The sequence below is a fragment of the Priestia sp. 10L35 genome (assembly GCF_056395685.1).
Genome location: NZ_JBFTKA010000008.1, coordinates 112,302 through 133,526, shown reverse-complemented (window position 1 = coordinate 133,526; position 21,225 = coordinate 112,302). Strand labels below are relative to the sequence as shown.

At 38.8% G+C, this 21,225-nt stretch carries 19 protein-coding genes; 16 read left to right on the top strand and 3 right to left on the bottom strand.

All coding sequences use genetic code 11. The features are described 5' to 3' along the window. Positions 1–25: 25 nt before the first annotated feature. The gene (locus tag AC1DEF_RS23965) at positions 26–511 is read right to left on the bottom strand and encodes a DUF3920 family protein (protein ID WP_043975804.1); all 486 of its coding nucleotides are present in this window, start codon (positions 509–511) and stop codon (positions 26–28) included. A gap of 365 nt (positions 512–876) precedes the next feature. Between AC1DEF_RS23965 and gatC the strand changes: the two genes are divergently transcribed. The 11 genes from gatC (at position 877) to AC1DEF_RS23910 (ending at position 13,979) form a co-directional block, all read left to right on the top strand. Beyond that, entirely contained in the window at positions 877–1,167 is a 291-nt protein-coding gene (gene gatC, locus AC1DEF_RS23960; protein ID WP_013055055.1) for an Asp-tRNA(Asn)/Glu-tRNA(Gln) amidotransferase subunit GatC, read from the top strand. A gap of 16 nt (positions 1,168–1,183) precedes the next feature. Further along, positions 1,184–2,641 (top strand): Asp-tRNA(Asn)/Glu-tRNA(Gln) amidotransferase subunit GatA, encoded by a 1,458-nt coding sequence (gatA, locus tag AC1DEF_RS23955; protein ID WP_013055056.1) that lies wholly within the window; start codon positions 1,184–1,186, stop codon positions 2,639–2,641. A 14-nt stretch (positions 2,642–2,655) separates the two neighbouring features. Next, entirely contained in the window at positions 2,656–4,086 is a 1,431-nt protein-coding gene (gene gatB / locus AC1DEF_RS23950; RefSeq protein WP_013055057.1) for an Asp-tRNA(Asn)/Glu-tRNA(Gln) amidotransferase subunit GatB, read from the top strand. Positions 4,087–4,320: 234 nt separating this feature from the next. Beyond that, positions 4,321–5,253, top strand: a complete 933-nt coding sequence (locus AC1DEF_RS23945; protein ID WP_016762783.1) for a diacylglycerol kinase — start codon at positions 4,321–4,323, stop codon at positions 5,251–5,253. A gap of 95 nt (positions 5,254–5,348) precedes the next feature. Next, positions 5,349–6,722: a 23S rRNA (uracil(1939)-C(5))-methyltransferase RlmD gene (gene rlmD / locus AC1DEF_RS23940; RefSeq protein WP_097824733.1), complete on the top strand. Its 1,374-nt coding sequence runs from the start codon at positions 5,349–5,351 to the stop codon at positions 6,720–6,722. A 46-nt stretch (positions 6,723–6,768) separates the two neighbouring features. Continuing rightward, positions 6,769–6,960, top strand: coding sequence for a hypothetical protein (locus AC1DEF_RS23935; RefSeq protein WP_141425883.1), 192 nt, complete (start codon positions 6,769–6,771; stop codon positions 6,958–6,960). 40 nt (positions 6,961–7,000) lie between these two features. Beyond that, positions 7,001–7,816: a YitT family protein gene (locus AC1DEF_RS23930; RefSeq protein ID WP_013055060.1), complete on the top strand. Its 816-nt coding sequence runs from the start codon at positions 7,001–7,003 to the stop codon at positions 7,814–7,816. A gap of 195 nt (positions 7,817–8,011) precedes the next feature. Further along, positions 8,012–10,750 carry a GTPase domain-containing protein gene (locus tag AC1DEF_RS23925; protein WP_097824734.1) on the top strand — a complete coding sequence of 913 codons (2,739 nt, stop codon included), beginning with the start codon at positions 8,012–8,014 and terminating at the stop codon, positions 10,748–10,750. A 13-nt stretch (positions 10,751–10,763) separates the two neighbouring features. Further along, positions 10,764–10,994: a helix-turn-helix domain-containing protein gene (locus AC1DEF_RS23920; RefSeq protein WP_013055062.1), complete on the top strand. Its 231-nt coding sequence runs from the start codon at positions 10,764–10,766 to the stop codon at positions 10,992–10,994. A 172-nt stretch (positions 10,995–11,166) separates the two neighbouring features. Beyond that, a complete protein-coding gene (locus AC1DEF_RS23915) occupies positions 11,167–12,150 on the top strand; it encodes a BMP family ABC transporter substrate-binding protein (protein WP_097824735.1) in 984 nt (327 codons plus the stop codon). Positions 12,151–12,173: 23 nt separating this feature from the next. Continuing rightward, a complete protein-coding gene (locus tag AC1DEF_RS23910) occupies positions 12,174–13,979 on the top strand; it encodes an ATP-binding protein (RefSeq protein WP_097824736.1) in 1,806 nt (601 codons plus the stop codon). Between the two features lie 27 nt (positions 13,980–14,006). Here the strand turns inward: AC1DEF_RS23910 and map are convergent, their stop codons facing one another. Then, complete coding sequence (map, locus tag AC1DEF_RS23905; protein ID WP_025752900.1) at positions 14,007–14,753, bottom strand: type I methionyl aminopeptidase; 747 nt, start codon at positions 14,751–14,753, stop codon at positions 14,007–14,009. Positions 14,754–15,086: 333 nt separating this feature from the next. On the opposite strand from map, the gene AC1DEF_RS23900 reads away from it, so the two are divergent. The 4 genes from AC1DEF_RS23900 to AC1DEF_RS23885 all read left to right on the top strand — a co-directional run bounded on the left by AC1DEF_RS23900 (position 15,087) and on the right by AC1DEF_RS23885 (position 19,589). Continuing rightward, positions 15,087–16,151, top strand: a complete 1,065-nt coding sequence (locus tag AC1DEF_RS23900) for a lactonase family protein (protein ID WP_025752899.1) — start codon at positions 15,087–15,089, stop codon at positions 16,149–16,151. A 251-nt stretch (positions 16,152–16,402) separates the two neighbouring features. Continuing rightward, entirely contained in the window at positions 16,403–17,416 is a 1,014-nt protein-coding gene (locus tag AC1DEF_RS23895) for a nitronate monooxygenase (protein WP_097824737.1), read from the top strand. Between the two features lie 63 nt (positions 17,417–17,479). After that, a complete protein-coding gene (locus AC1DEF_RS23890; protein ID WP_097824738.1) occupies positions 17,480–18,301 on the top strand; it encodes a MerR family transcriptional regulator in 822 nt (273 codons plus the stop codon). Between the two features lie 67 nt (positions 18,302–18,368). Then, a complete protein-coding gene (locus tag AC1DEF_RS23885; protein ID WP_097824739.1) occupies positions 18,369–19,589 on the top strand; it encodes a multidrug effflux MFS transporter in 1,221 nt (406 codons plus the stop codon). Between the two features lie 40 nt (positions 19,590–19,629). On the opposite strand, the gene AC1DEF_RS23880 is transcribed toward AC1DEF_RS23885, so the two are convergent. Beyond that, positions 19,630–20,424: a hypothetical protein gene (locus AC1DEF_RS23880; protein ID WP_477727568.1), complete on the bottom strand. Its 795-nt coding sequence runs from the start codon at positions 20,422–20,424 to the stop codon at positions 19,630–19,632. A 214-nt stretch (positions 20,425–20,638) separates the two neighbouring features. Between AC1DEF_RS23880 and AC1DEF_RS23875 the strand changes: the two genes are divergently transcribed. Further along, the gene (locus AC1DEF_RS23875) at positions 20,639–21,160 is read left to right on the top strand and encodes a M15 family metallopeptidase (RefSeq protein WP_097824741.1); all 522 of its coding nucleotides are present in this window, start codon (positions 20,639–20,641) and stop codon (positions 21,158–21,160) included. Positions 21,161–21,225 lie beyond the last annotated feature (65 nt).

The following is a 21,225-nucleotide window of genomic DNA, read 5'->3' as shown; positions in this document are numbered from 1 at the left end:
TTTTTCAATTCTATGAAATTGCCTCCTATGAAGAAATGGCGTGAGAATTTTGTCTCGTAAACTTAGCAAGATAATAAGCAGCAAATGCAAACGCATCTTGTTCGGTTGTCCGCTCTTCATACGGGCGCTTTTTATCCAGCTCAAATTCTTTCTGATAATAAGGGATGTGATCTTGAATATAGTGGCGCAGCTCGTGAAAGATCGTTTCAATAAGCGGAAGATAGTCATCAAATTTAAAAATAAATATAATGCCGACTTCTCGCCAGTAAACGCCTGATGCAAACTGCAGGTATTCTGCTTCTTCTTCTCCAAGAGCAGAGACAATTTTATTGGCTTCGCATGAATCACAAAAAATGATAGGAATATGAAAGGCTTTATTTAAACAAGCAAAAACATCTTTTTGCAAGGTGGGCAAATCCCACTTGAATTCTTCATCTAATACAAACCATCTTCCGCTTTGCTGATACACAGGGCGCTGGTGGATGACTGACTGTATAAGTATTTTATTCAATTTTTATAGCACCTCTTTTACGGTAAAGTAGTTATTCGTTTTCTTTACTTTCCCAAAGACTAGTGAAATTAAAACATGGTGGTGTGTTCATCTGAAGCATGTTTCTCTTTCTATCTATCTTTTCTAAAAAGAAGGTTATTTTATACCTATGCAAGAGAGAAATATTTTATGACGAAGGAAAAGTATGGAATGTTGTTTGAGTGAAATAGATTTGGTATAAAATAGAAGTGACAAATGTAAGCCCTGTCTTGCCTGGCGGGGTTTTTAATATTTTAGGAACTAGTCTCAGAAATGTTGCCTGTTGCTAGTGAAGTTTGGTATTATCAGTATATTGTAGTGGGACGAATATTCGGAGGTGAAGGAACATGTCAAGAATTTCTGTTGATCAAGTAAAACACGTTGCAAACTTAGCGAGACTTGCGGTGACGGATGACGAAGCAGAACTATTTACAAAACAATTAGATGCTATTATTACATATGCAGAACAATTAGATGAGTTAGATACTACAAATGTAAAACCAACTTCTCACGTATTGGATATGAAAAACGTAATGCGTGAAGATAAGCCAGCTAAAGGTTTACCAATTGAAGACGTAGTAAAAAATGCGCCAGACCACAAGGATGGCTACATTCGAGTGCCAACTATTTTAGAATAAGGAAGGAGGCTTTACGATGTCTTTATTCGATCGTAAACTTTCAGAACTACATAGCCTTTTACACAAGAAAGAAGTACGTGTACAAGATTTAGTAGACGAATCATATAAACGTATTAATGAAGTAGATGATAAAGTAGGTGCGTTCTTAGCGCTTAATGAAGACAATGCTCGTGCTTATGCAAAAGAGCTAGATGAAGCACTACAAACAAAAGATGAATTTGGCCTATTATTTGGTATGCCAATCGGTGTAAAAGATAATATTGTCACAAAAGATTTGCGTACAACTTGCTCTAGTAAAATTCTAGCAAACTTTGATCCGATTTATGATGCAACAGTTGTTCAAAAATTGCAGGCAGCTGAAGCGGTAACAATCGGTAAATTAAATATGGATGAATTCGCAATGGGTTCTTCAACTGAAAACTCAGGTCTTCAGTTAACGCGCAACCCATGGAATTTAGATTACGTACCAGGTGGATCTAGCGGTGGTTCAGCTGCAGCTGTAGCAGCAGGAGAAGTTCCGTTTTCTTTAGGTTCTGATACAGGTGGTTCAATTCGTCAGCCAGCTGCTTATTGCGGTGTTGTCGGATTAAAACCAACGTATGGTCGCGTATCTCGTTACGGATTAGTGGCATTTGCATCTTCTTTAGATCAAATCGGACCAATCACAAATTCTGTTGAAGATAATGCATACTTACTTCAAGCAATTTCAGGCGTAGACCCAATGGATTCTACTTCCGCTAATGTTGATGTACCGGATTATGTATCTGCTTTAACAGGTGACGTAAAAGGTCTTAAAATTGCTGTTCCGAAAGAATACTTAGGCGAAGGTGTGGGCGAAGAAGCTCGCCAGTCTGTTTTAGATGCACTAAAAGTGTTAGAAGGACTAGGCGCAACTTGGGAAGAAGTATCACTTCCACACTCTAAATACGCATTAGCTACGTATTATCTATTATCTTCTTCTGAAGCGTCTGCTAACTTATCTCGTTTTGACGGCGTTCGCTACGGATATCGTACAGATAATGCTGAGAACTTAATTGAAATGTACAAGCAGTCTCGAAGCGAAGGCTTTGGAAACGAAGTAAAACGCCGTATCATGCTTGGAACATTTGCGTTAAGCTCTGGTTATTATGATGCTTACTACAAAAAAGCACAGCAAGTACGTACGTTAATCAAGCAAGACTTTGAGTCTGTATTTGAAAACTATGACGTTATCATTGGGCCAACTACGCCAACTCCATCATTCAAAATTGGTGAGAAAACAGATGATCCATTAACAATGTATGCAAACGATATTTTAACAATCCCAGTAAACCTTGCTGGAGTACCTGGTATTTCTGTGCCTTGCGGCTTATCAAATGGATTGCCATTAGGGTTACAAATTATCGGTAAGCATTTCGACGAAAGCACAATCTATCGTGTTGCTCATGCATTCGAACAAGCAACTGAGCATCATAAAGCGAAACCAGCACTGTAAGGGGTGAGATAAAGATGAACTTTGAAACGATTATTGGTCTTGAAGTACACGTTGAGCTTAAGACAAAATCTAAAATTTTCTCAGCAAGTCCAAACGCATTTGGTGCGGCTCCAAATGCTAACACAAGTGTAATTGACTTAGGTTATCCTGGCGTGTTACCTGTGTTAAACAAAGAAGCAGTTGATTTTGCAATGAAAGCAGCGCTTGCGCTAAACTGTGAAATCGCAACAGATACAAAGTTTGACCGTAAAAACTATTTCTATCCGGATAACCCAAAAGCTTATCAAATCTCTCAATTTGATAAACCAATTGGCGAGAACGGTTGGATTGAAGTAGAAGTTAAAGGTGAAACGAAGCGTATTCGTATCAACCGACTTCATTTAGAAGAAGATGCTGGTAAGCTAACACATACAGGCGATGGCTATTCACTAGTAGACTTCAACCGTCAAGGTACACCTCTAATTGAGATTGTATCAGAAGCAGATATGCGTTCTCCTGAAGAAGCATATGCTTATTTAGAAAAATTAAAATCAATTATTCAATATACAGGCGTATCTGATTGTAAAATGGAAGAAGGTTCACTTCGCTGTGATGCCAATATTTCTTTACGTCCAGTTGGACAAGAAGAGTTCGGTACAAAAGCTGAGTTAAAGAACTTAAACTCATTTAACTATGTGCGCCGCGGTCTTGAACACGAAGAAATTCGTCAAGAAAAAGTGTTATTGTCTGGTGGCTTAATCGAGCAAGAAACACGCCGGTTTGACGAGTCTACGGGCGAAACAATTCTAATGCGTGTAAAAGAAGGATCTGACGACTACCGCTACTTCCCAGAGCCTGACTTATTAGAATTACACATCGACGAAGAGTGGAAAGAACGCGTTCGTGCTTCGATTCCTGAACTTCCAGATGCTCGTAAAAAGCGCTATGTAGAAGAGCTTGGCTTACCTGCTTATGATGCAATGGTATTAACGCTAACAAAAGAAATGTCTGATTTCTTTGAAGCAACGCTTGCTGCGGGCGGAGATGCGAAGCTATCTTCTAACTGGTTAATGGGTGAAGTTTCTGCTTACTTAAACTCAAACCAAAAAGAACTTTCAGATGTAGCCTTAACACCTGAAGGTCTAGCTGGTATGATTCAATTAATTCAAGAAGGTACAATTTCGTCTAAAATTGCGAAAAAAGTATTCAAAGAATTAATTGAAAATGGCGGAGATGCAAAGAAAATTGTAAAAGAAAAAGGTCTTGTACAAATTTCTGATGATGCAACTTTACGTAAATTCGTAACAGATGCATTAGATGCAAACCCTCAATCTATTGAAGATTTCAAAAACGGTAAGGATCGTGCAATTGGCTTCTTAGTTGGTCAAATTATGAAAGCCTCAAAAGGCCAAGCGAACCCACCGATGGTTAATAAAATTCTTTTAGAAGAAATTAATAAACGCTAAATTTGATAACTAAATGTGAGGTGGATATCCATCTCACATTTATTATGAGTAAGGGCGATCGCGCTGAAGGTATGAATAAAAACCGAAACGTGAATATTGTATATCAAGGTTAATTTCTTTATAATATGTTTGTTCATGCCCCCTCTTGTTGATGATGTAATGTGAGGGGGCATTCTTTCACTGATAAAAGTAGGCAAAGATTTGTGACAAATTATCATTATTAGGATGATGAATATGAAAAGAGCGAGAATTATTTATAACCCGACATCGGGCCGTGAAATTTTTAAGAAAAACTTACCGGAAGTCTTGCAAAAGCTAGAGCAAGCAGGCTACGAAACATCTTGTCATGCTACAACTTGCGCTGGTGATGCAACAGAAGCTGCTAAAGTAGCAGTAGAACGTCGTTTTGACGTTGTAATTGCAGCCGGTGGAGACGGTACCATCAATGAAGTCGTAAACGGTATCGCTGGACAAGACTATCGTCCGCAACTAGGTATTATTCCTGTTGGAACAACCAACGACTTTGCTCGTGCCATTAATGTGCCGCGTACGATTGAAGGCGCTATTGATGTCATTGTAGAAGGCGTAACAAAGCCAATTGACTTGGGCTGTGTAACAAACGACGGAGAAACGCATTACTTTGTAAATATCGCCGGAGGCGGCCGTTTAACTGAATTAACATATGAAGTGCCAAGCAAGTTAAAAACAATGCTTGGACAGCTAGCTTACTATTTAAAAGGCATGGAAATGCTTCCTTCTATTAAACCAACATCTGTTGAAATTGAGTATGACGGAAAATTCTTTGGCGGCGAGATTATGTTCTTCCTCGTTTCCTTAACGAACTCAGTCGGCGGTTTTGAAAAGCTGGCACCAGATTCTTCTTTAGATGACGGCATGTTTGATTTAATTATTTTAAAGAAAGCAAATTTAGCTGAATTTATTCGAATTGCGACACTTGCGCTGCGAGGAGAACACATCAATGATCCTCATATTATCTACACAAAAGCGAACCGTGTTAAAATTCATACAAATGATAAAATGCAGTTAAATCTAGATGGCGAGTACGGCGGATTATTGCCTGGGGAATTTGTAAACTTATATCGCCATGTAGAAATCTTTGTTCCAAAAGCAACAGCTGAATTGATGGAAAAAAATGAGATCGCCTAATTGCGATCTTTTTTCATGCTTTTCTTTGTTTGGCTTTGGCTCTTATGGTACAATCAGTTCAGCATTTTCAAATGACTAAAAGGATGTAACGATAAATGGAAAAATTAAAACCACCTGTAGAAAAAAATGAATATATAGATGTTGCGTTTGAAGATTTAACGCATGACGGAGCGGGTGTAGCGAAAGTGAACGGATTTCCTGTTTTCGTTCAAAATGCGCTGCCCGGCGAAAGCGGCCAAGTAAAAGTCATTAAAGTAAAAAAAGGCTATGCGTTTGGCAAGCTTATCAAGCACCATACAATTAGTGAACAGCGTGTTGAAGCACCCTGTCCGGTCTACAAGCAGTGCGGAGGCTGTCAGCTGCAGCATGTAAGCTATGAAGGACAGCTGCAATTTAAACAAAAGCAAGTAAAAGACGTCATGGCGCGAATTGGCCATTTACCTGACGTTCCGGTACATTCGACCCTAGGAATGAACGATCCTTGGCGCTATCGAAACAAAGCTCAAGTTCCCGTAGCAGAACGAGAAGGCGGTTTGGTCGCTGGGTTTTATCAGCAGCGAAGCCACGACATCATTAACATGGATGCCTGTTTGATTCAGCAGCAGGCAAATGATGATGTTGTTCAAGCTGTCAAATCAATCTGTGAAAAGCATGGCGTTTCTGCTTATCAAGAACAAAAACATAAAGGCTCACTTCGTCATATCATGGCGCGCTACGGACTTGTAACGGGTGAAATCATGGTTGTCATTGTGACTCGTACAGCTGAGCTGCCAAACAAAAAGCGTATTATAGAAGACATTATCGAAGCCGTGCCGAACGTGAAATCAATTGTTCAAAACGTAAACAGCAAGCGCACAAACGTCATTTTAGGGAACCAAACGAACGTACTTTGGGGAGAAGAATATATTTACGATTATATCGGCGACGTTAAATTTGCCATTTCAGCAAAATCATTTTACCAAGTAAACCCTGAGCAAACGAAAGTGCTTTATGACAAAGCGCTTGAGTATGCAGATTTAACAGGAGAAGAAACGGTAATTGACGCCTACTGTGGAATCGGAACAATCTCGTTATTTCTCGCTCAAAAAGCGAAAAAAGTATATGGCGTTGAAATCGTGCCTGAAGCAATTGAAGATGCAAAGCGCAACGCTGAGCTAAACGGTATTCACAACGCTGAATTTGAAGTAGGCCAAGCAGAAGTCGTCATTCCAAACTGGTACAAACAAGGCATCAAAGCGGACGTCATCGTCGTAGATCCGCCGCGAAAAGGATGCGACGAAGCTCTTTTGAATACCATCATTGACATGAAGCCGAAAAAAGTTGTCTATGTTTCATGCGGACCAGCAACTCTCGCACGTGACCTAGCTATTTTAGAAAAAGGCGGATATGAGACGGTTGAAGTTCAGCCTGTTGATATGTTTCCGCATACGACGCATGTGGAGAATGTGGCTGTATTAAAATTAAAATAACTCTTCATCAAAGCTGCTATCTTAGTAAAGAAAGCAGCTTTTTATTTTGAATAAGCAAGAAAAAGACAAAGTTAGAGTGGCTCATACAAAAAAGCAGATAAAGCTCGATATAAAAGCACTAATTGCCGTTATGTCCGTTTTATTTTGCCATTTGTCCACCTCACCAACACAGCAAATTTCTGAATATACTTTTTTTAAGGTTTTCAATATTTTAGGAATTATAATAAAGAAGCAATAAATGAAAACATTATATTTGTGGTAAGAGGTGAAGGGACATCATGTATAGAGCAATTGCTATTATAGCAGGTTCTGTGTTAATTGGATTTGCATACAATTGGTTTTTAATCCCCCATAAAGTGCTAAGCAGCGGTATTAGCGGTATTGCTATGATTATAGGAATTTTAACGCCTGCAAGCACGGGAACAATGAATTTTTTGTTGAATTTACCCCTTTTAATTATTGGTTTTATGAAGTTAGGAAAGCGGTTTGTTTTACATACCCTGCTGTCCGTTGTGGCTTTATCAATTGCTTTATACGTGATTCCCTTGAGAGCTGTTAGTACAGATCCTATTCTGTCAGCTGTTTTTGGAGGAGTTTTAACTGGAATTGGCGTAGGGTTTGTTTTTCGTCAGTCAGCTTCGACAGGTGGATTTGATATCATTGCGATGCTTCTTACGCATAAAAAAGAATTTCCGCTTGGCGCTATATTATCAGCGATGAATGCCGTGGTCGTATTTGTTTCAGGCTTTTTTGTGAACTGGGACGCGGCTTTATATACGATGCTTTCGATTTTCGTCACAGGAAAAGTAGTGGATGCGATTCATACTCGCCACATTAAGCTCACGTTAACCATTATTACGAGAAAAGGCGAAGAAATGAAGCAGCAGCTTCTTACGAATTTGGTGCGCGGCGTGACGTTAATGAACGGTGAAGGAGCTTATTCAAGAGAAGATCGTAAAATATTAATGACGGTGATTTCACGCTATGAGCTTGCAAACCTCAAGCAGTTAATTCAATCGGTGGATCCCGAAGCTTTCGTAAATATTACGGAAACGGTAGAAGTAATGGGGCTGTTTCGACGGGATGCCTATTAATCTATTTGTTATTTCAGCGCCCATTTATGATAAATAGCCATTTTTATAGTATAAAAGTTATAAAAAAAGCCTTAAGAGTAGTTCTTGAGGCTTTTTTTGCGTAAAATATGAGTAAGAAAATATCGTGTATGAAAAGTATAAAAAAGGGAATTTGATAGAGTACATAAAATATTGACACCAAAAAGGAGAGACTATATGACGGTAGAATATCAGTTAACGAAAAAGAAATATTACGAAACGTTTATGCAAGAAAATGAAAATCAGCCGCCTGTAAAGGTCCTTGGACAAGCTTATTACGAAGAGCAGCAAAAAGAGTGGTACGACTTATCGCTCATTCGCTTAGCTCAGGGAGAAGTGTACTTCCACAATCAAGATTTTGAATCCGCGATTTTTAAGTGGGAGAATGTAAATGGCGAGTTTAAGCTGTGGGCGAAGAAAAATACAGCCGACGCACATTATGAATTGGGGTTGTCTACGCTCGCTGAAGAGCTTTACCTATCCATCGAAACGGATTCAAAAGTATTAAAAGCTGAAATAGCGCTAAAGCTGTTTTCGCTTTATACGGACCATAACAATATTGAACGAGCTTATGAAGTTATTAACGAGCTGGTTGCTTCTCAGCCGGATTATCCAAACGTCACGGCGATTGCACGCAGATTTTATGAAGAGCAAGAAGACTTTAACAGCGCAGTAGAGCTTGCGGTAGATGAGTGTATTCGAACGGAATCGTTAAATTGGTTTGCGGTATTAAAGACTTACGTAGATAAAGGATATACAGCAAACTTTATCCCTAACTATTTTTATCAAGTGATGATTGCATTTTACAAAGTGGATCAAGTGTATTTCAAACAGCTTGTCTCAGCTTTATGGAAACAATATAAGAGTCAGCCTCCTTATCTTGCTTGGATTAAAACCATCAATGATATTTTCTTGAATATTGAAGTGGGCCTCTATGATTATTGGCAAGAGATTTCAACTCTTTATCAAGAGACGTATACCGACTTGATGGAAAGTGATCATTCTGTAAAGGAATTGCATGAAGTCATTCCGAACGTATTAACAAACTGGCTTAAAATTACCAATAAGTCACGTGCGTTATTTCCGTCTGCGGCCGTGCTTTCATGGAATGAAAAGTTTCCGTCAACTATTGATACCATTACAATCGAAAATGCAGGCAGATTAATTTTTGAGGCGCGTAACGACATTGATGGTCTTGAATATCACTATAAGCTTTGCCATGGCATTATTAAATGGGCTAATGAAAATGGTTTAGAAGTGGGGCACACCTTTAAATGGTGGGTAGATTTCTTATTAGATGCTCATACGACACACTTATTAATTACAGGAACAAATGCTGCAACGTCTTCATTTGTGGGATCGATTACGGAAGAAAAGGTACCGCAAAATCACGAAACAACCTTTGTGTTCATTCATGATGAGGAAGAATCTATCCAGCAAATCGCTGATCAAGAAATCATTCCGATGGAAACGATTGACGGAGCGGAGCAATCTCCTCACCAGGCGCTTGTAGAAGTGAAAAAACCTTTTGCGTTCCTTGATAAGCATAATTGTTCATGCATTGTTACGCCAAGCTTTACAGAACAAGAGGCACGTGAACAGGATGCATTTAAATATGCTCCTTTAGCAGATGGTTTACTGTTTGTGCTTGATGCAAAAGAATCGCTGCTTGATGAAGAAAGAGAATTATTGCTAGAGATCAAAGAGCATGCGCCAAATACGCCAGTTCATTTTGTCATCAACAATATGGACAGTCTTTATAATCAAGCAACGATTGAGCGAATTACAAAAGAATTTGAAGCAAGCATTGGAGCTGATTTCCCGCAGGCACATGTATTAGCCTATACGCCTCACTACGTATCGAGTCAGCACCACGGAGACTTGGCTCAGTTTATTAAAGCTAATTTCTATTACGATCCAAACGACGTTGGAGTAGAAGAGCGTGCGCGCAGACTGCTGTTCTTCATTCAAAGCATGCTAAAGAGCTTAGTGGAGAAGAGAAATCAAACAGAAAATCATTTGATTGAAAGCATTAAATGGAACGAAGATATGCTTGTGCGATTAAATGGCTTCTTGCATCGAGTAGATGACTTAGAACAAGAAAAAGCGAGTAGTATTGTTTCGGCTTATCACGGAATCAAAGAGGATATTAGCAAAAAGCTAAAAAATAAAATTCCTCGTTTACTCAAAAAGTCTTCAGAATTAGTGAAGGAAGACAGCGATTTTAGTACGGTTCATATTGAGCTGAATAAACAAATGAATATGCGCGTGGAAGAGCACTTGCAGCAAGATGTCCTGCCCAAGTTCCGCATTTCTTTAAAGGACTGGATTGCTACATCAAATGAAGAGCTGATTGCGAGTCAAGTAGACATTGAAGAAGTAGCAGAGTCATTAAATAAGATGTACAATGAGCAAAAATTAACGTTAGCCTGCGATTTTAAAGTGCTGGACGACTGGCGCCGCGACGTTAATCGTATGGCTAATCGGGTTCAGCTGGATGAAGAAAATATTTTACTTCGCGTTAATCCAACGCAGCTCTTGTTAAAAGGAGCGGGAAAACTGTTTTCTTCTATTCTTCAAAACCAAACGCTGCTTTATAATCAATATAAAAAGTACATTGAAAGTCAAGACTATCAAGATATCACAGAATCAATGCTGGCAAAGTTTTTTATGCAATTTAATTTATTTGAGAAAAATTTAGAAGTTGATATTGAACTATTCTTTGAAAAGCCAAAAGAGGTTTTAAAAGAAACGATTGAAGAAACACAGGCGCATATTAATGAAAATCAAGACGTGTTAAGTCATATGAAAGCCAATCCTGAAGCTTACTATGATCCTTTAACATTATTCCAGCTGAGCTTGCGTCAGTATGAGTTAATGGTTAAAGCTACAGAAGAAGTACACTACAACGTATAAAAGGTGGAGCAGGATGTATTTAACGATAAAAGAAGCAGCAGAGTATTTATCTTTTCCTGAAGAATATGTGCAGAAATTGATTCAAGAAGGAAAAGTACGAGCTATATTTGATGGTGAAAACTACTTATTAAATAAAGAGCAGTTTAACACCCATTTAGAGCAAATGGAAAAGTACAAAAAACAAATTGAAGAATACCTAAATGAGCCTATCCCTGAAGATATGGACGTAAAAGATGAAGATTGAAGGCAGAAGCAGAAAACAGATGTTTTCTGCTTTTTTCTTTTGGAGTGAAAGTGTTAAAAAAGGTAAGATATGAAAGAAATGTCGAAAAAAGTTGGAATTTCGTTAAAGATGTAGTCTTTTTAGATGCTTTTTTTATATAATGAAAGTATGCTAAACAAAAAGGAGAAGGTTTATGCAACGATCAAGACAGTTAAGGCTGATTTTATTGCTTGCCCTGATTGTTGTCGCTTCGTTTTTAATTATTATTATTTCGAAAACACAAGGGATTATAAGTCAGCAAACGACAAAAAAAGTAGAAAACACAAGCGTTGCAATTCTCACCTCTGATGTACTGACAGATCAAAGCTGGGGCAGTCTAGCTTATAAAGGAAAAATCAACATCGAGCAGCAGTATCCTATTTCGGCTCAAGTTATTAGCGAAGTAAATACGAACCAAAAAATGAAGGAAGCTTCTGAAAAAGTTATTCAAAATGGAACAAAAGTCGTAATTGGACATGGAAGAGAATTTTCTACCGTTTTTACAGAACTCGCTCCTAAGTATCCTCATGTTCATTTCGTCACCATCCACGGTACTTCAACTTATAAAAACCAAACGGTATATACATTTGATCAAACAAAAATAGAGCACCTGGCAGGCACGGCAGCTGCCATGAAGACACAAACGAAAAAAATTGGATTACTCGATACATTTGCAAAAGAAAAAAATCCAGGATTTGAACAAGGCATAAAAGCGTACGATTCATCGATTGCTTTTTATTATCGAGTTGTAAACAGCCGAGACGATGGAGTAAAAGCAGTAAAGCTGCTCCGTGAGTTAAAAGATGAAGGCGTCGATATCGTTTATGCTAAAGGAAATGCGTATAATCAAGAAGTTATTCAAGAAGCGAAAGCACAAGGAATGTACGTAATAGGATATTTAGATGATCAGGCGTACATGGGTAGGTCTGTTATTTTAACCAGCGTGATCAACGATGTTCCTCAAGCTTACAACGTGATTATGAAAGACTATTTCAGTAAAAAAGGTCTTCCATCTGGAGAAGTCAAACTTGACGCCAGGGACGGTGTTTATAAGCTTGCGCCTTTTGGGCCGATGTACAGTAAACGGGAAAAACAAATTTTATATTCGAAAGTTAGAATGTCTACACAGCCGAAGTAACTATGAAAAAGAAAGAGATGATTATGAATCAATTATTTCGCAACATGTCATTCCGTAGCCAAATATTAACGATTCTTCTTTTGATTACATTCATGTTAAGCGGGTTCTCTTTAGTTTTAGTGCATGCCGTTGATAAAATGAATCATGTAAGCAACGAAATTAAAAATGAAGATGTTCCTCAAATGGTGTGGCTTTCTTATTGGGAAGAGCAGCTGAACATAAAAGAATACATTGTGAAAAATAATCTAAAGAACCCCACTGTCTCTTTGATAGAAGAATATCAATCATATGATACACGAGTTATCGAAAATAATGAAAGATATAAGCAGCCTGTGCCAAAATCGTTGATTCCACTGAAGGAAAAAATTGAGCTGCTGGATTTTAAGATTTCTAATAACGTACAAGGACTGCTGAAGTATGGAGATATAGAGGGAGCAAAAGAGTATCTTAAGGAAAATTATTTGCCGGATTTGCATCAGATAAAAGAAGATATTAATAGTTCAAAAGAAGAGACGGTTGATTCACTTGATATACTATCAGATACACTGTCTGTTATTATTAAAGATTCATTAATTTTACTATTAATTTTAACAGTAAGTGCTATTGTGGCTTCTCTTTATGTTTCTTATCGCATGAGTGCGAGCCTTACGAAACCAATTGAACAAATGATTGAAAAAGTGAATGACATTGCAGACGGAGAATACGGTCTTGTTCTTCAAGACACAAAGCAAATCGAGCTGAAGCAGCTTTCGGCTTCTATTAATCAAATGTCGGTTAGTTTAGAAGATTCATTTTGGAAAATCATTAAAGATAAAGCGTATCGTCAGCAGATCTTAAATTCACTGCCTGTTGGAATTATTACAGTGGAAGATGAGACAAATAGTATATTTGCCAATACCTCAGCAAAGCAGTTTTTAGATCTCGACGAAAAGGATATTTGCGGGTATATGGAAGAATGTCCGGAATATAATACTGAATTTTGGAGCATGTTGAATTCGGGAGAAATTCACGAAAATAAAAAAGTATTATTTGGAACGAAAGAGACGTGCTATTGCTTTTTAGCCTCTCAAACGCAGCTGTTTAACGAGCAGAACGAAAGCATCGGAAGAATTTTTTATTTCATTGATATATCGGATACCGAAGAATTAGAAAAGCGAATGCATCAGTCTGAGAAACTCGCTCTAGTTGGAGAAGTGGCAGCCGGAGCTGCTCATGAGATTCGTAATCCTCTTGCCGTGATTCATGGATTTATATCTCTTATGAATCAGTCTCTTTCTGATGAGGAGAAAAAGCGTTTTTACCTACCTCTGCTTATGAAAGAGCTAGAGAGGATTAACTACATCATTGAAGAAATGCTGTTGTTATCAAAACCAGGGACTCCAGTGATGAAAAAAGTCAGCATGCAGGAGATTATTAATGAGCTATTGCCTTTGATTACTCACTCAAGCAAATTCACAGAAAAAGATAAGCTTATCTTCGATGTGAAACTGCAGCCGTATATATTAAAGGTAGATGAAAAACAAATCAAACAAGTTCTTCATAATTTAATTCGAAACAGTATGGAAGCCATGGATGGAGAAGGAGTCATTACAATCTACTCGCAGGTTCATGAAGATAGCTACTGTCTATACATTGAAGATACTGGAAAAGGAATTCCTTTGCATATGCAGCATTCTCTGTATCAGCCGTTTTCCACTTCAAAAGATAGCGGAACAGGCCTTGGTCTGCCCATTGCTCAGCGTATTCTAGAAAGCCACGGAGGACAGATTAAATTATTATCTACTTCTTCCCGCGGCACAGTTTTTGTTATTAAATTTCCTCTACATTAAGAAAACAGCCTCAAAAGGGCTGTTTTTTTAATGTGCGGTTAAAATAAGAGGACCGTTTTTCGTAATCGCAAGTGTATGTTCAAATTGAGCGGATAATTTACCGTCTGTTGTACGAGCCGTCCAACCGTTTTTATCCATTTTAGAATGCCATGTACCAGCGTTTACCATTGGCTCAATTGTAATAACCATACCTTCTTTTAAACGTGTACCTTTGCCAGCTTTTCCGTAGTGAAGAATTGTAGGCGCTTCGTGCATGGTATTTCCAATTCCGTGTCCTGTGAAGTCGCGTACCACAGAGAATTTTTCGCCTTCTACATAGCTTTGAATAGCGTGGCCAATGTCACCTGTGCGATTTCCTGGCTGTGCTTGCTCGATTCCTTTTAAAAGCGCTTCGTATGTAACATCTACTAGACGCTGCGCTTCGTCTGAAATGTCTCCAACGGTATGAGTCCATGCGGAATCTGCTAAGCCTCCGTTTAAATTTACAACCATATCAATGGTTACGATATCACCGTCTTTTAACGGTTTAGTTGTTGGAAAACCGTGGCAAATTTCATCATTTAAAGAAGCGCACGTTGCATATTGATATCCTTTGTATCCTTTTTGTTCCGGCGTTGCTCCGTGCTTTGCTAAGTACTCTTCAACAAATTTATCAATTTGCATTGTTGTTATGCCTGGTTTGATCATTTTAGCAATTTCTTTATGACAAGAAGCTAATAATTTACCTGCTTCGTGCATTAAATTAATTTCGCGTTCACTTTTTAATGTGATCATTGTTGTTCACTCCTTTTTTGATGTAACTTTACGAAAAAAGTTAAGCAGCGGTTATAGCGATGAAAGTAGACTATTCATTAGTTCATTCTTCTTTATTTGAAAATCCAAGAAATACAGAAGCCGTCTGCTATGGGGCGATATAAAATCATCCTTAATCATAACGCCCAATGGTAGGAAAATGCAAGATGCAGGCTTAAAAAGGAAGGGTTTGACGATAGGCATGTAGGGAAAACTGATAAATGAACATTGAATTGGAGCATTCTCTATAACAAATGCGGTATGATATAGTAAAATAAATGAAACAAAACAATTCTTTAGGAGGGGTATAGGAAAATGAGTGAACATGGAAAATTTATTGGATTTGCAGGTACATATACAAAAGCAGGCAGTGAAGGTGTCTATACATTTACGTTAGATACGAAGGCTAAAAAGATTGTAGAAGTAAAAGCCGTGGCTAAAATTGAAAATCCTACATACTTAAATGCAAGCAAAGACAACGAACATCTTTATACAGTTATTAAAGAAGGAGAAAAAGGCGGAGTAGCTGCTTTTAAGATTGATCCAAACACAGGGCAATTGAAATTTGTAAATAAACAGCTGCTAGACGGCGCGCCTCCTTGCTATGTTTCAGTGAATGAAGATAATACGCTTGTTTTATCTGCTAATTTTCATAAAGGGAGCGTTGAGACGTATTCTGTTAATGAAGAAACAGGAGAAATTGAATATGTAGCATCCGTAGTGGAACATCCTCATTCAGACCTCAAAAAAGGACAAAAAGGAAAACCACACGTACACTATGCCGATTTTACTCCTGGAGAAAAGCACGTGGCCGTTGTGGACTTAGGTATTGATGAAATCGTGACATATGAAGTGGAAGAGAATAAATTGAAGGAAGTCAACAGTCTTTCTACATCTGTTGGTTCGGGCCCTAGACATTTAACGTTCCACCCAAATGGCCGCTATGCCTATGCAATGACAGAATTCAGCTCTGAAGTTTTATTTTTAACTTATGACGAAAGTAAAGGAAGCTTTACTCAACAACAAGCTACTTTAGCGATCCCGGCTGATTTTACAGAAAATAATCAAGGGAGTGCGATCCACATTTCTTCAGATGGCCGCTTTGTCTATGCAGGAAACCGCGGACATAACTCGATTGCAACATTCAAAGTAGATCAGGATTCTGGACAGTTAACATTCGTAGAATGGACAGGCACTGAAGGCGACTGGCCGCGCGATTTTGTTTTGGATCCAACGGAACAATTTATTGTAGCGTCTAATCAAGAAACAGGAAATTTGGTACTGTTTGAAAGAGACCAAGAAAGTGGAAAGCTAACGCTTCTTCAATCTAATGTTACGGTTCCAGAAGCTGTGTGCGTAAAGTTCCTCCACTATAAGTAATCGATGTAGAAAGCCAGACCTGATCAAAGAACAATCAGGTCTGGCTTTCAAATCTAAGCGGCTGTCACTTCCCTTGAGGGGTTAGTGTCATCCGCATAGGTGAATCTTTGAGGGAATAGTCAGGTAGTGTGCGTTTTTTAGCATCATTTATAATCTATCTATATATGGAAGAAAAGCCCTTTTGGAGGGCTTTTTTTTCTGGGATTATAGTAGAATGAAGAGAGAACGCATGAAAGGCTGAGGTGATAAGTGTGGAAAATATATGTGAGTATCCAATTGTACAAGCTCCCATGGCAGGAGGAGTTTCGACGCCTAAACTAGCTGCAGCAGTATCTAATAGTGGAGGGCTAGGGTTTTTAGCTGCGGGATATAAAAGTGCGCGTGAATTGGAGCAGGAAATTATAGAGATGCACTCACTTACGAAAAAACCTTTTGGAGTGAATCTGTTCGTTCCGACAAATGAAAAAATAGCAATTGATGCACTTGATTGTTACCAAAAAGAACTGTCAAAAGCAGCTGAATATTTAGAGTGTCAAGTTGGTATACCAAAGAATGATGATGATGAATGGAATGCCAAGCTCGACATCATTCAAAAACATCGAGTACCTGCTGTGAGCTTTACATTTGGGTGCCCGGATCGAGAGATTGTAGCAAGTTTAAAAGGAATTGGAAGCCGTGTTTTCGTTACGATTACAACACCTCAAGAAGCCGAAGTAGCTTTGAGAGCAGGAGCGGATGCGCTATGTTTGCAAGGCATTGAAGCCGGCGGCCATCGATCTACTTTTTTAGAGGGTTCGGTGGACTATCCGCTTATGAATTTGCTAAAAGAAGTTCGCTCAATCACTAAAAAGCCATTGATTGCTGCTGGAGGGTTGATGACGAGATCTGACATCAAACGTGTGTTACAAGAAGGAGCTTCTGCCGCTCAGTTAGGTACGGCTTTTATTTGTTGTTCAGAAAGCGGAGCGAGTGCTCTTCACAAAGAAAGCATTCTTCAAAAACGTTTTAATGAAACAGGTGTCACACGAGCTTTCACAGGGAAACGTGCTAGAGGATTTGTGAATGCCTTTTTTATTTCCTATGATAAATCAGCACCATCCGCCTACCCTCATATTCATTACATGACAAAGCCTATTCGAGCAAAAGCTACACAAATGAAGAATCCAGAGTACGCTTCTTTGTGGGCAGGAACTGGATTTACGCTGGCAAAAGAACTGCCTGCACATCTTATTGTGGAAGAGCTTGTACAAGAACTAAATGAATGATGAGAATTACGCTGTTGCTTGCTTTAAGTGCAAGCAGCTTTACATAAAGAAGGTGGACTTATAGTGCAAAACAAATTTACGATTGGACAAATGGCCAGACTGCATGATATTCCGGTTAAAACACTTCGCTATTATGATGAAATTGGTCTATTTGAGCCTTACGAAGTTGATCCACAAACCGGATATCGTTACTATACGTTAGAACAATTTAAGAAATTAGACATCATTGTTTATTTAAAGCTGATGGGAGTTCCGTTAAAAGAAATTAAAAGAAAGATGGAGCACAGCAGCTTGGATGAATTTATTGAAACTTTAGCGGAATATCAGAAGGTAACAAAAGAAAAAATTCGTCACCTTCAAAGAGTGAATGCACAGTTAACAACTCGAATGAAGGAATTAGAGCAGACGAGACATATTAACCAAATAGGAGCCCCGTTCATCAAACACCTTTCTTCTCGTGAGGTTGTTCAAGTAAAAGCGGAGGTAGGCACGTTAGACGGGACTGAAAGTGTTCTGCGTGATTTAAAAAAGAAAATCAGCCATATTACCCCGATTATGATTGGGAAAGTAGGATTTATGCTATCGGTAGAAAACACGAAAAAACAACAATTTACAGATTACGATGGCATTTTTTTATTGGTGGAAAGTGATGTTTCTTTTCAGCATGAACTCGTTACGTTAATACCTGAAGGCGATTACGCATCTATTTATATGAGAGAAAAGAGAGATACCACAGGAGTCTATTACGATGCGTTACTGAACTTTATTAAAGCAGAAGGATACAAAGCAGAAGGTCCTTTCTTAATTCGGCGGATTGTAGATTCCTTTATTTCACATCATGAAGAAGAGCGGCTGACGGAAATTCAAATTCGAATTACGTCTTGACTATCCAGTAGCTGGAGGGTTTAAGATGAGACTATTGTAGAACTGCTGAAGGGAGAGACAACAATAGATGAATCAGCAAAGTATTTCCCAAGGAATGTCTTTAAGCCGAGGAAATCGCATTTTATTTATTTTAATTTTGGGTTCACTGAGCGCATTTGGACCGTTATCAATCGATATGTATTTGCCAGCGCTGCCGACGCTTGCGAAAGAATTGCATACTTCAGCTTCTTTAGCGCAGGTCAGTCTGACAGCTTGCTTATTGGGCTTAGCATTTGGGCAAGTGGTCGTGGGGCCATTCAGTGATATTCGCGGAAGGAAAAAGCCGCTTGTAGCAGCATTAATCACCTATGCAGCTGCATCTGTTTTATGCGTGTTTGCACCGTCTATTTGGATTTTTATCGTTTTGCGATTTATTCAAGGTATGGCAGGAGCAGCAGGAATGGTTATTTCAAGAGCGAGCGTGCGGGACTTGTTTTCAGGTTCGGATTTAACAAAGTTTTTCTCTATGCTTATGCTTGTAAATGGGTTAGCTCCTATTTTGGCTCCGGTTGCTGGCGGACAGCTGCTGACGGTTATGTCGTGGCGCGGAGTCTTTGGTGTGCTAGCAGTGATTGGTGCACTAATGTTTTTTGCCGTTTTATTTTGTTTAAAAGAAACGCTTCCGCTCGAACGACGTAAAGAAGGCGGATTAACAGAAGTACTGAGTACGTTTGGTTTATTGCTAAAAGATGGTGTCTTTGTGGGATATGCGCTGGCGCAAGGTTTTATTATGAGTGCAATGTTTGCTTATATTTCAGGTTCTACATTTGTCCTTCAAGACATTTATGGCCTGTCTCCGCAGATGTTCAGCTTTGTTTTTGCGATTAACGGTTTTGGACTCATTATAGCTACTCAAGTGACAGGACGTTTAGCGGGTAAAATAAAAGAAGCTACTCTTCTTATGTATGGATTGCTTCAAGCAGCCGTTGGAAGCGTGCTTTTAGTGGCCGTGATTGCTACTCACATGTCCGTTATTTTGGTCTGCATCTTGCTTTTCTTTGTAGTATCGAGCGTAGGAATTGTGAACACAACCGTTTTTTCACTCGCTATGGAAAATCAAGCTTCGAACGCGGGAAGTGCTTCAGCGCTTCTAGGGTTGCTTCCGTTCTTGCTCGGAGCAGCCGTAGCTCCTCTTGTTGGTCTTGGAGGAGGGCAAAATGCTCTGCCGATGGGCATTGTGATTATGGTTTGTGATTTATTAGCATTAGGTGTGTACATGACGTTAGTGAGAAGGAAAACTGCATCATAAAAAAGCTACTTGGCTTTCAACAGCCAAGTAGCTTTTTAAATTATTGAGCTTTGTGCTCGTGATTTTCAAACGGCATTGTAACGCCAAGCTTTTGAATTTCTTTTTTTGCATTTTCCAAAATGCTTTCAGCTTTCGCTTTTGTTTCAGCATCTACCCCGCTTAGAAAATCTTTCTTTTTAGCAGGGAAATTCACACCAAGTTCTTTTAATTTGGCTTCCGCTTGTTCCTTAGTCAGCGTGCCGTCGCGAAGCTGATCCATAATAGCTTTCGCTTTTTTCTTTGTAGCCGCATCTAAATTGTTAAAAGGACCGCCTTTATGTTCAGGAAAATTTACGCCAAGTTCTTCTAATTTGGCTTCCGCTTGTTCCTTAGTCAGCGTGCCATCGCGGAGCTGATCCATAATAGCTTTCGCTTTTTTCTTTGTAGCCGCATCTAAATTGTTAAAAGGACCGCCTTTATGTTCAGGAAAATTTACGCCAAGTTCTTCTAATTTGGCTTCCGCTTGTTCCTTAGTCAGCGTGCCGTCGCGGAGCTGATCCATAATAGCTTTTACTTTTTTCTTTGTAGCCGCATCTAGATTGCTGAAGGGGCCGTCTTTGTGCTGAGGCAAGTTTATGCCGAGTTTCTGTAATTTTTCCTGTGCTTTTTTCATAATATCATCAACTTTTTGTTGTGTTGCATCATCCATATTTGTTGTACTGCCATTTGTTCGCTCTACAACTGTTGAAGAGCTTGTTTCATCTTTGCTTGCTGCAAATGCCGTGGAATTTGCAGCTGCCATAACTCCTAGTGTTAAACCGCTTGCCATGATATAACCGAATAGTTTCTTTTTCATGCTGTTGTCACTCCTTAAAAGTTATAGGGGTGTGGTACAGAGCTGTCCACAATTGTTAATGTAACCACCAATAGTGAAAAAATGGTGAAAATAGATAAAAAACGAAAAAATATAGACGTTTGTTGAACACTACAGCTTTTCTATTGGATAACAAAATGAAATTCGATATGATTTTATCTAAACAGCAGCAAAAAAGAATGGAGACTTTATATAGATGAACATTCTTAAAAAATTGGGAATAGCTTTGATAGTTGCGATAGCGGTAAGCCTCGTATTTTTGTTTCGCGATGAGTTAAAGCCTGGTCCAACGCTAGAAGATTTTTCAGGAGCAACTGAGTTGCATCCTGTCGTAGAAGAAAAGAAAAATAAACTTGTTCAACAAGCAAGTGACCAAGGAATCTCAATTGTCATTACGGAAGGTTTCCGTTCAAAAGAAGAACAAGATAAGCTTTATGCAAAAGGCAGGACGGAAGAAGGTAATATTGTGACCTACTCAAAGGGCGGCCAGTCTTATCACAATTACGGATTAGCTATTGATTTTGCTATTCAGTTAAAAGACGGACAAGTTATTTGGGACATGGAATATGACGGTAATAATAACAATCAGTCTGATTGGATGGAGGTTGTAGATATCGCGAAAAATTTAGGATTCGAATGGGGAGGAGATTGGCAAGGTTTTAAAGACTATCCGCATTTTCAAATGAGTCCGGAAAATATAAAAGACCACACACGCTAATAAAGCGTGTGTTTTTTTAGAGGGATAATACAATTTCACTATATCTATGTCAGAACCTCTAACAC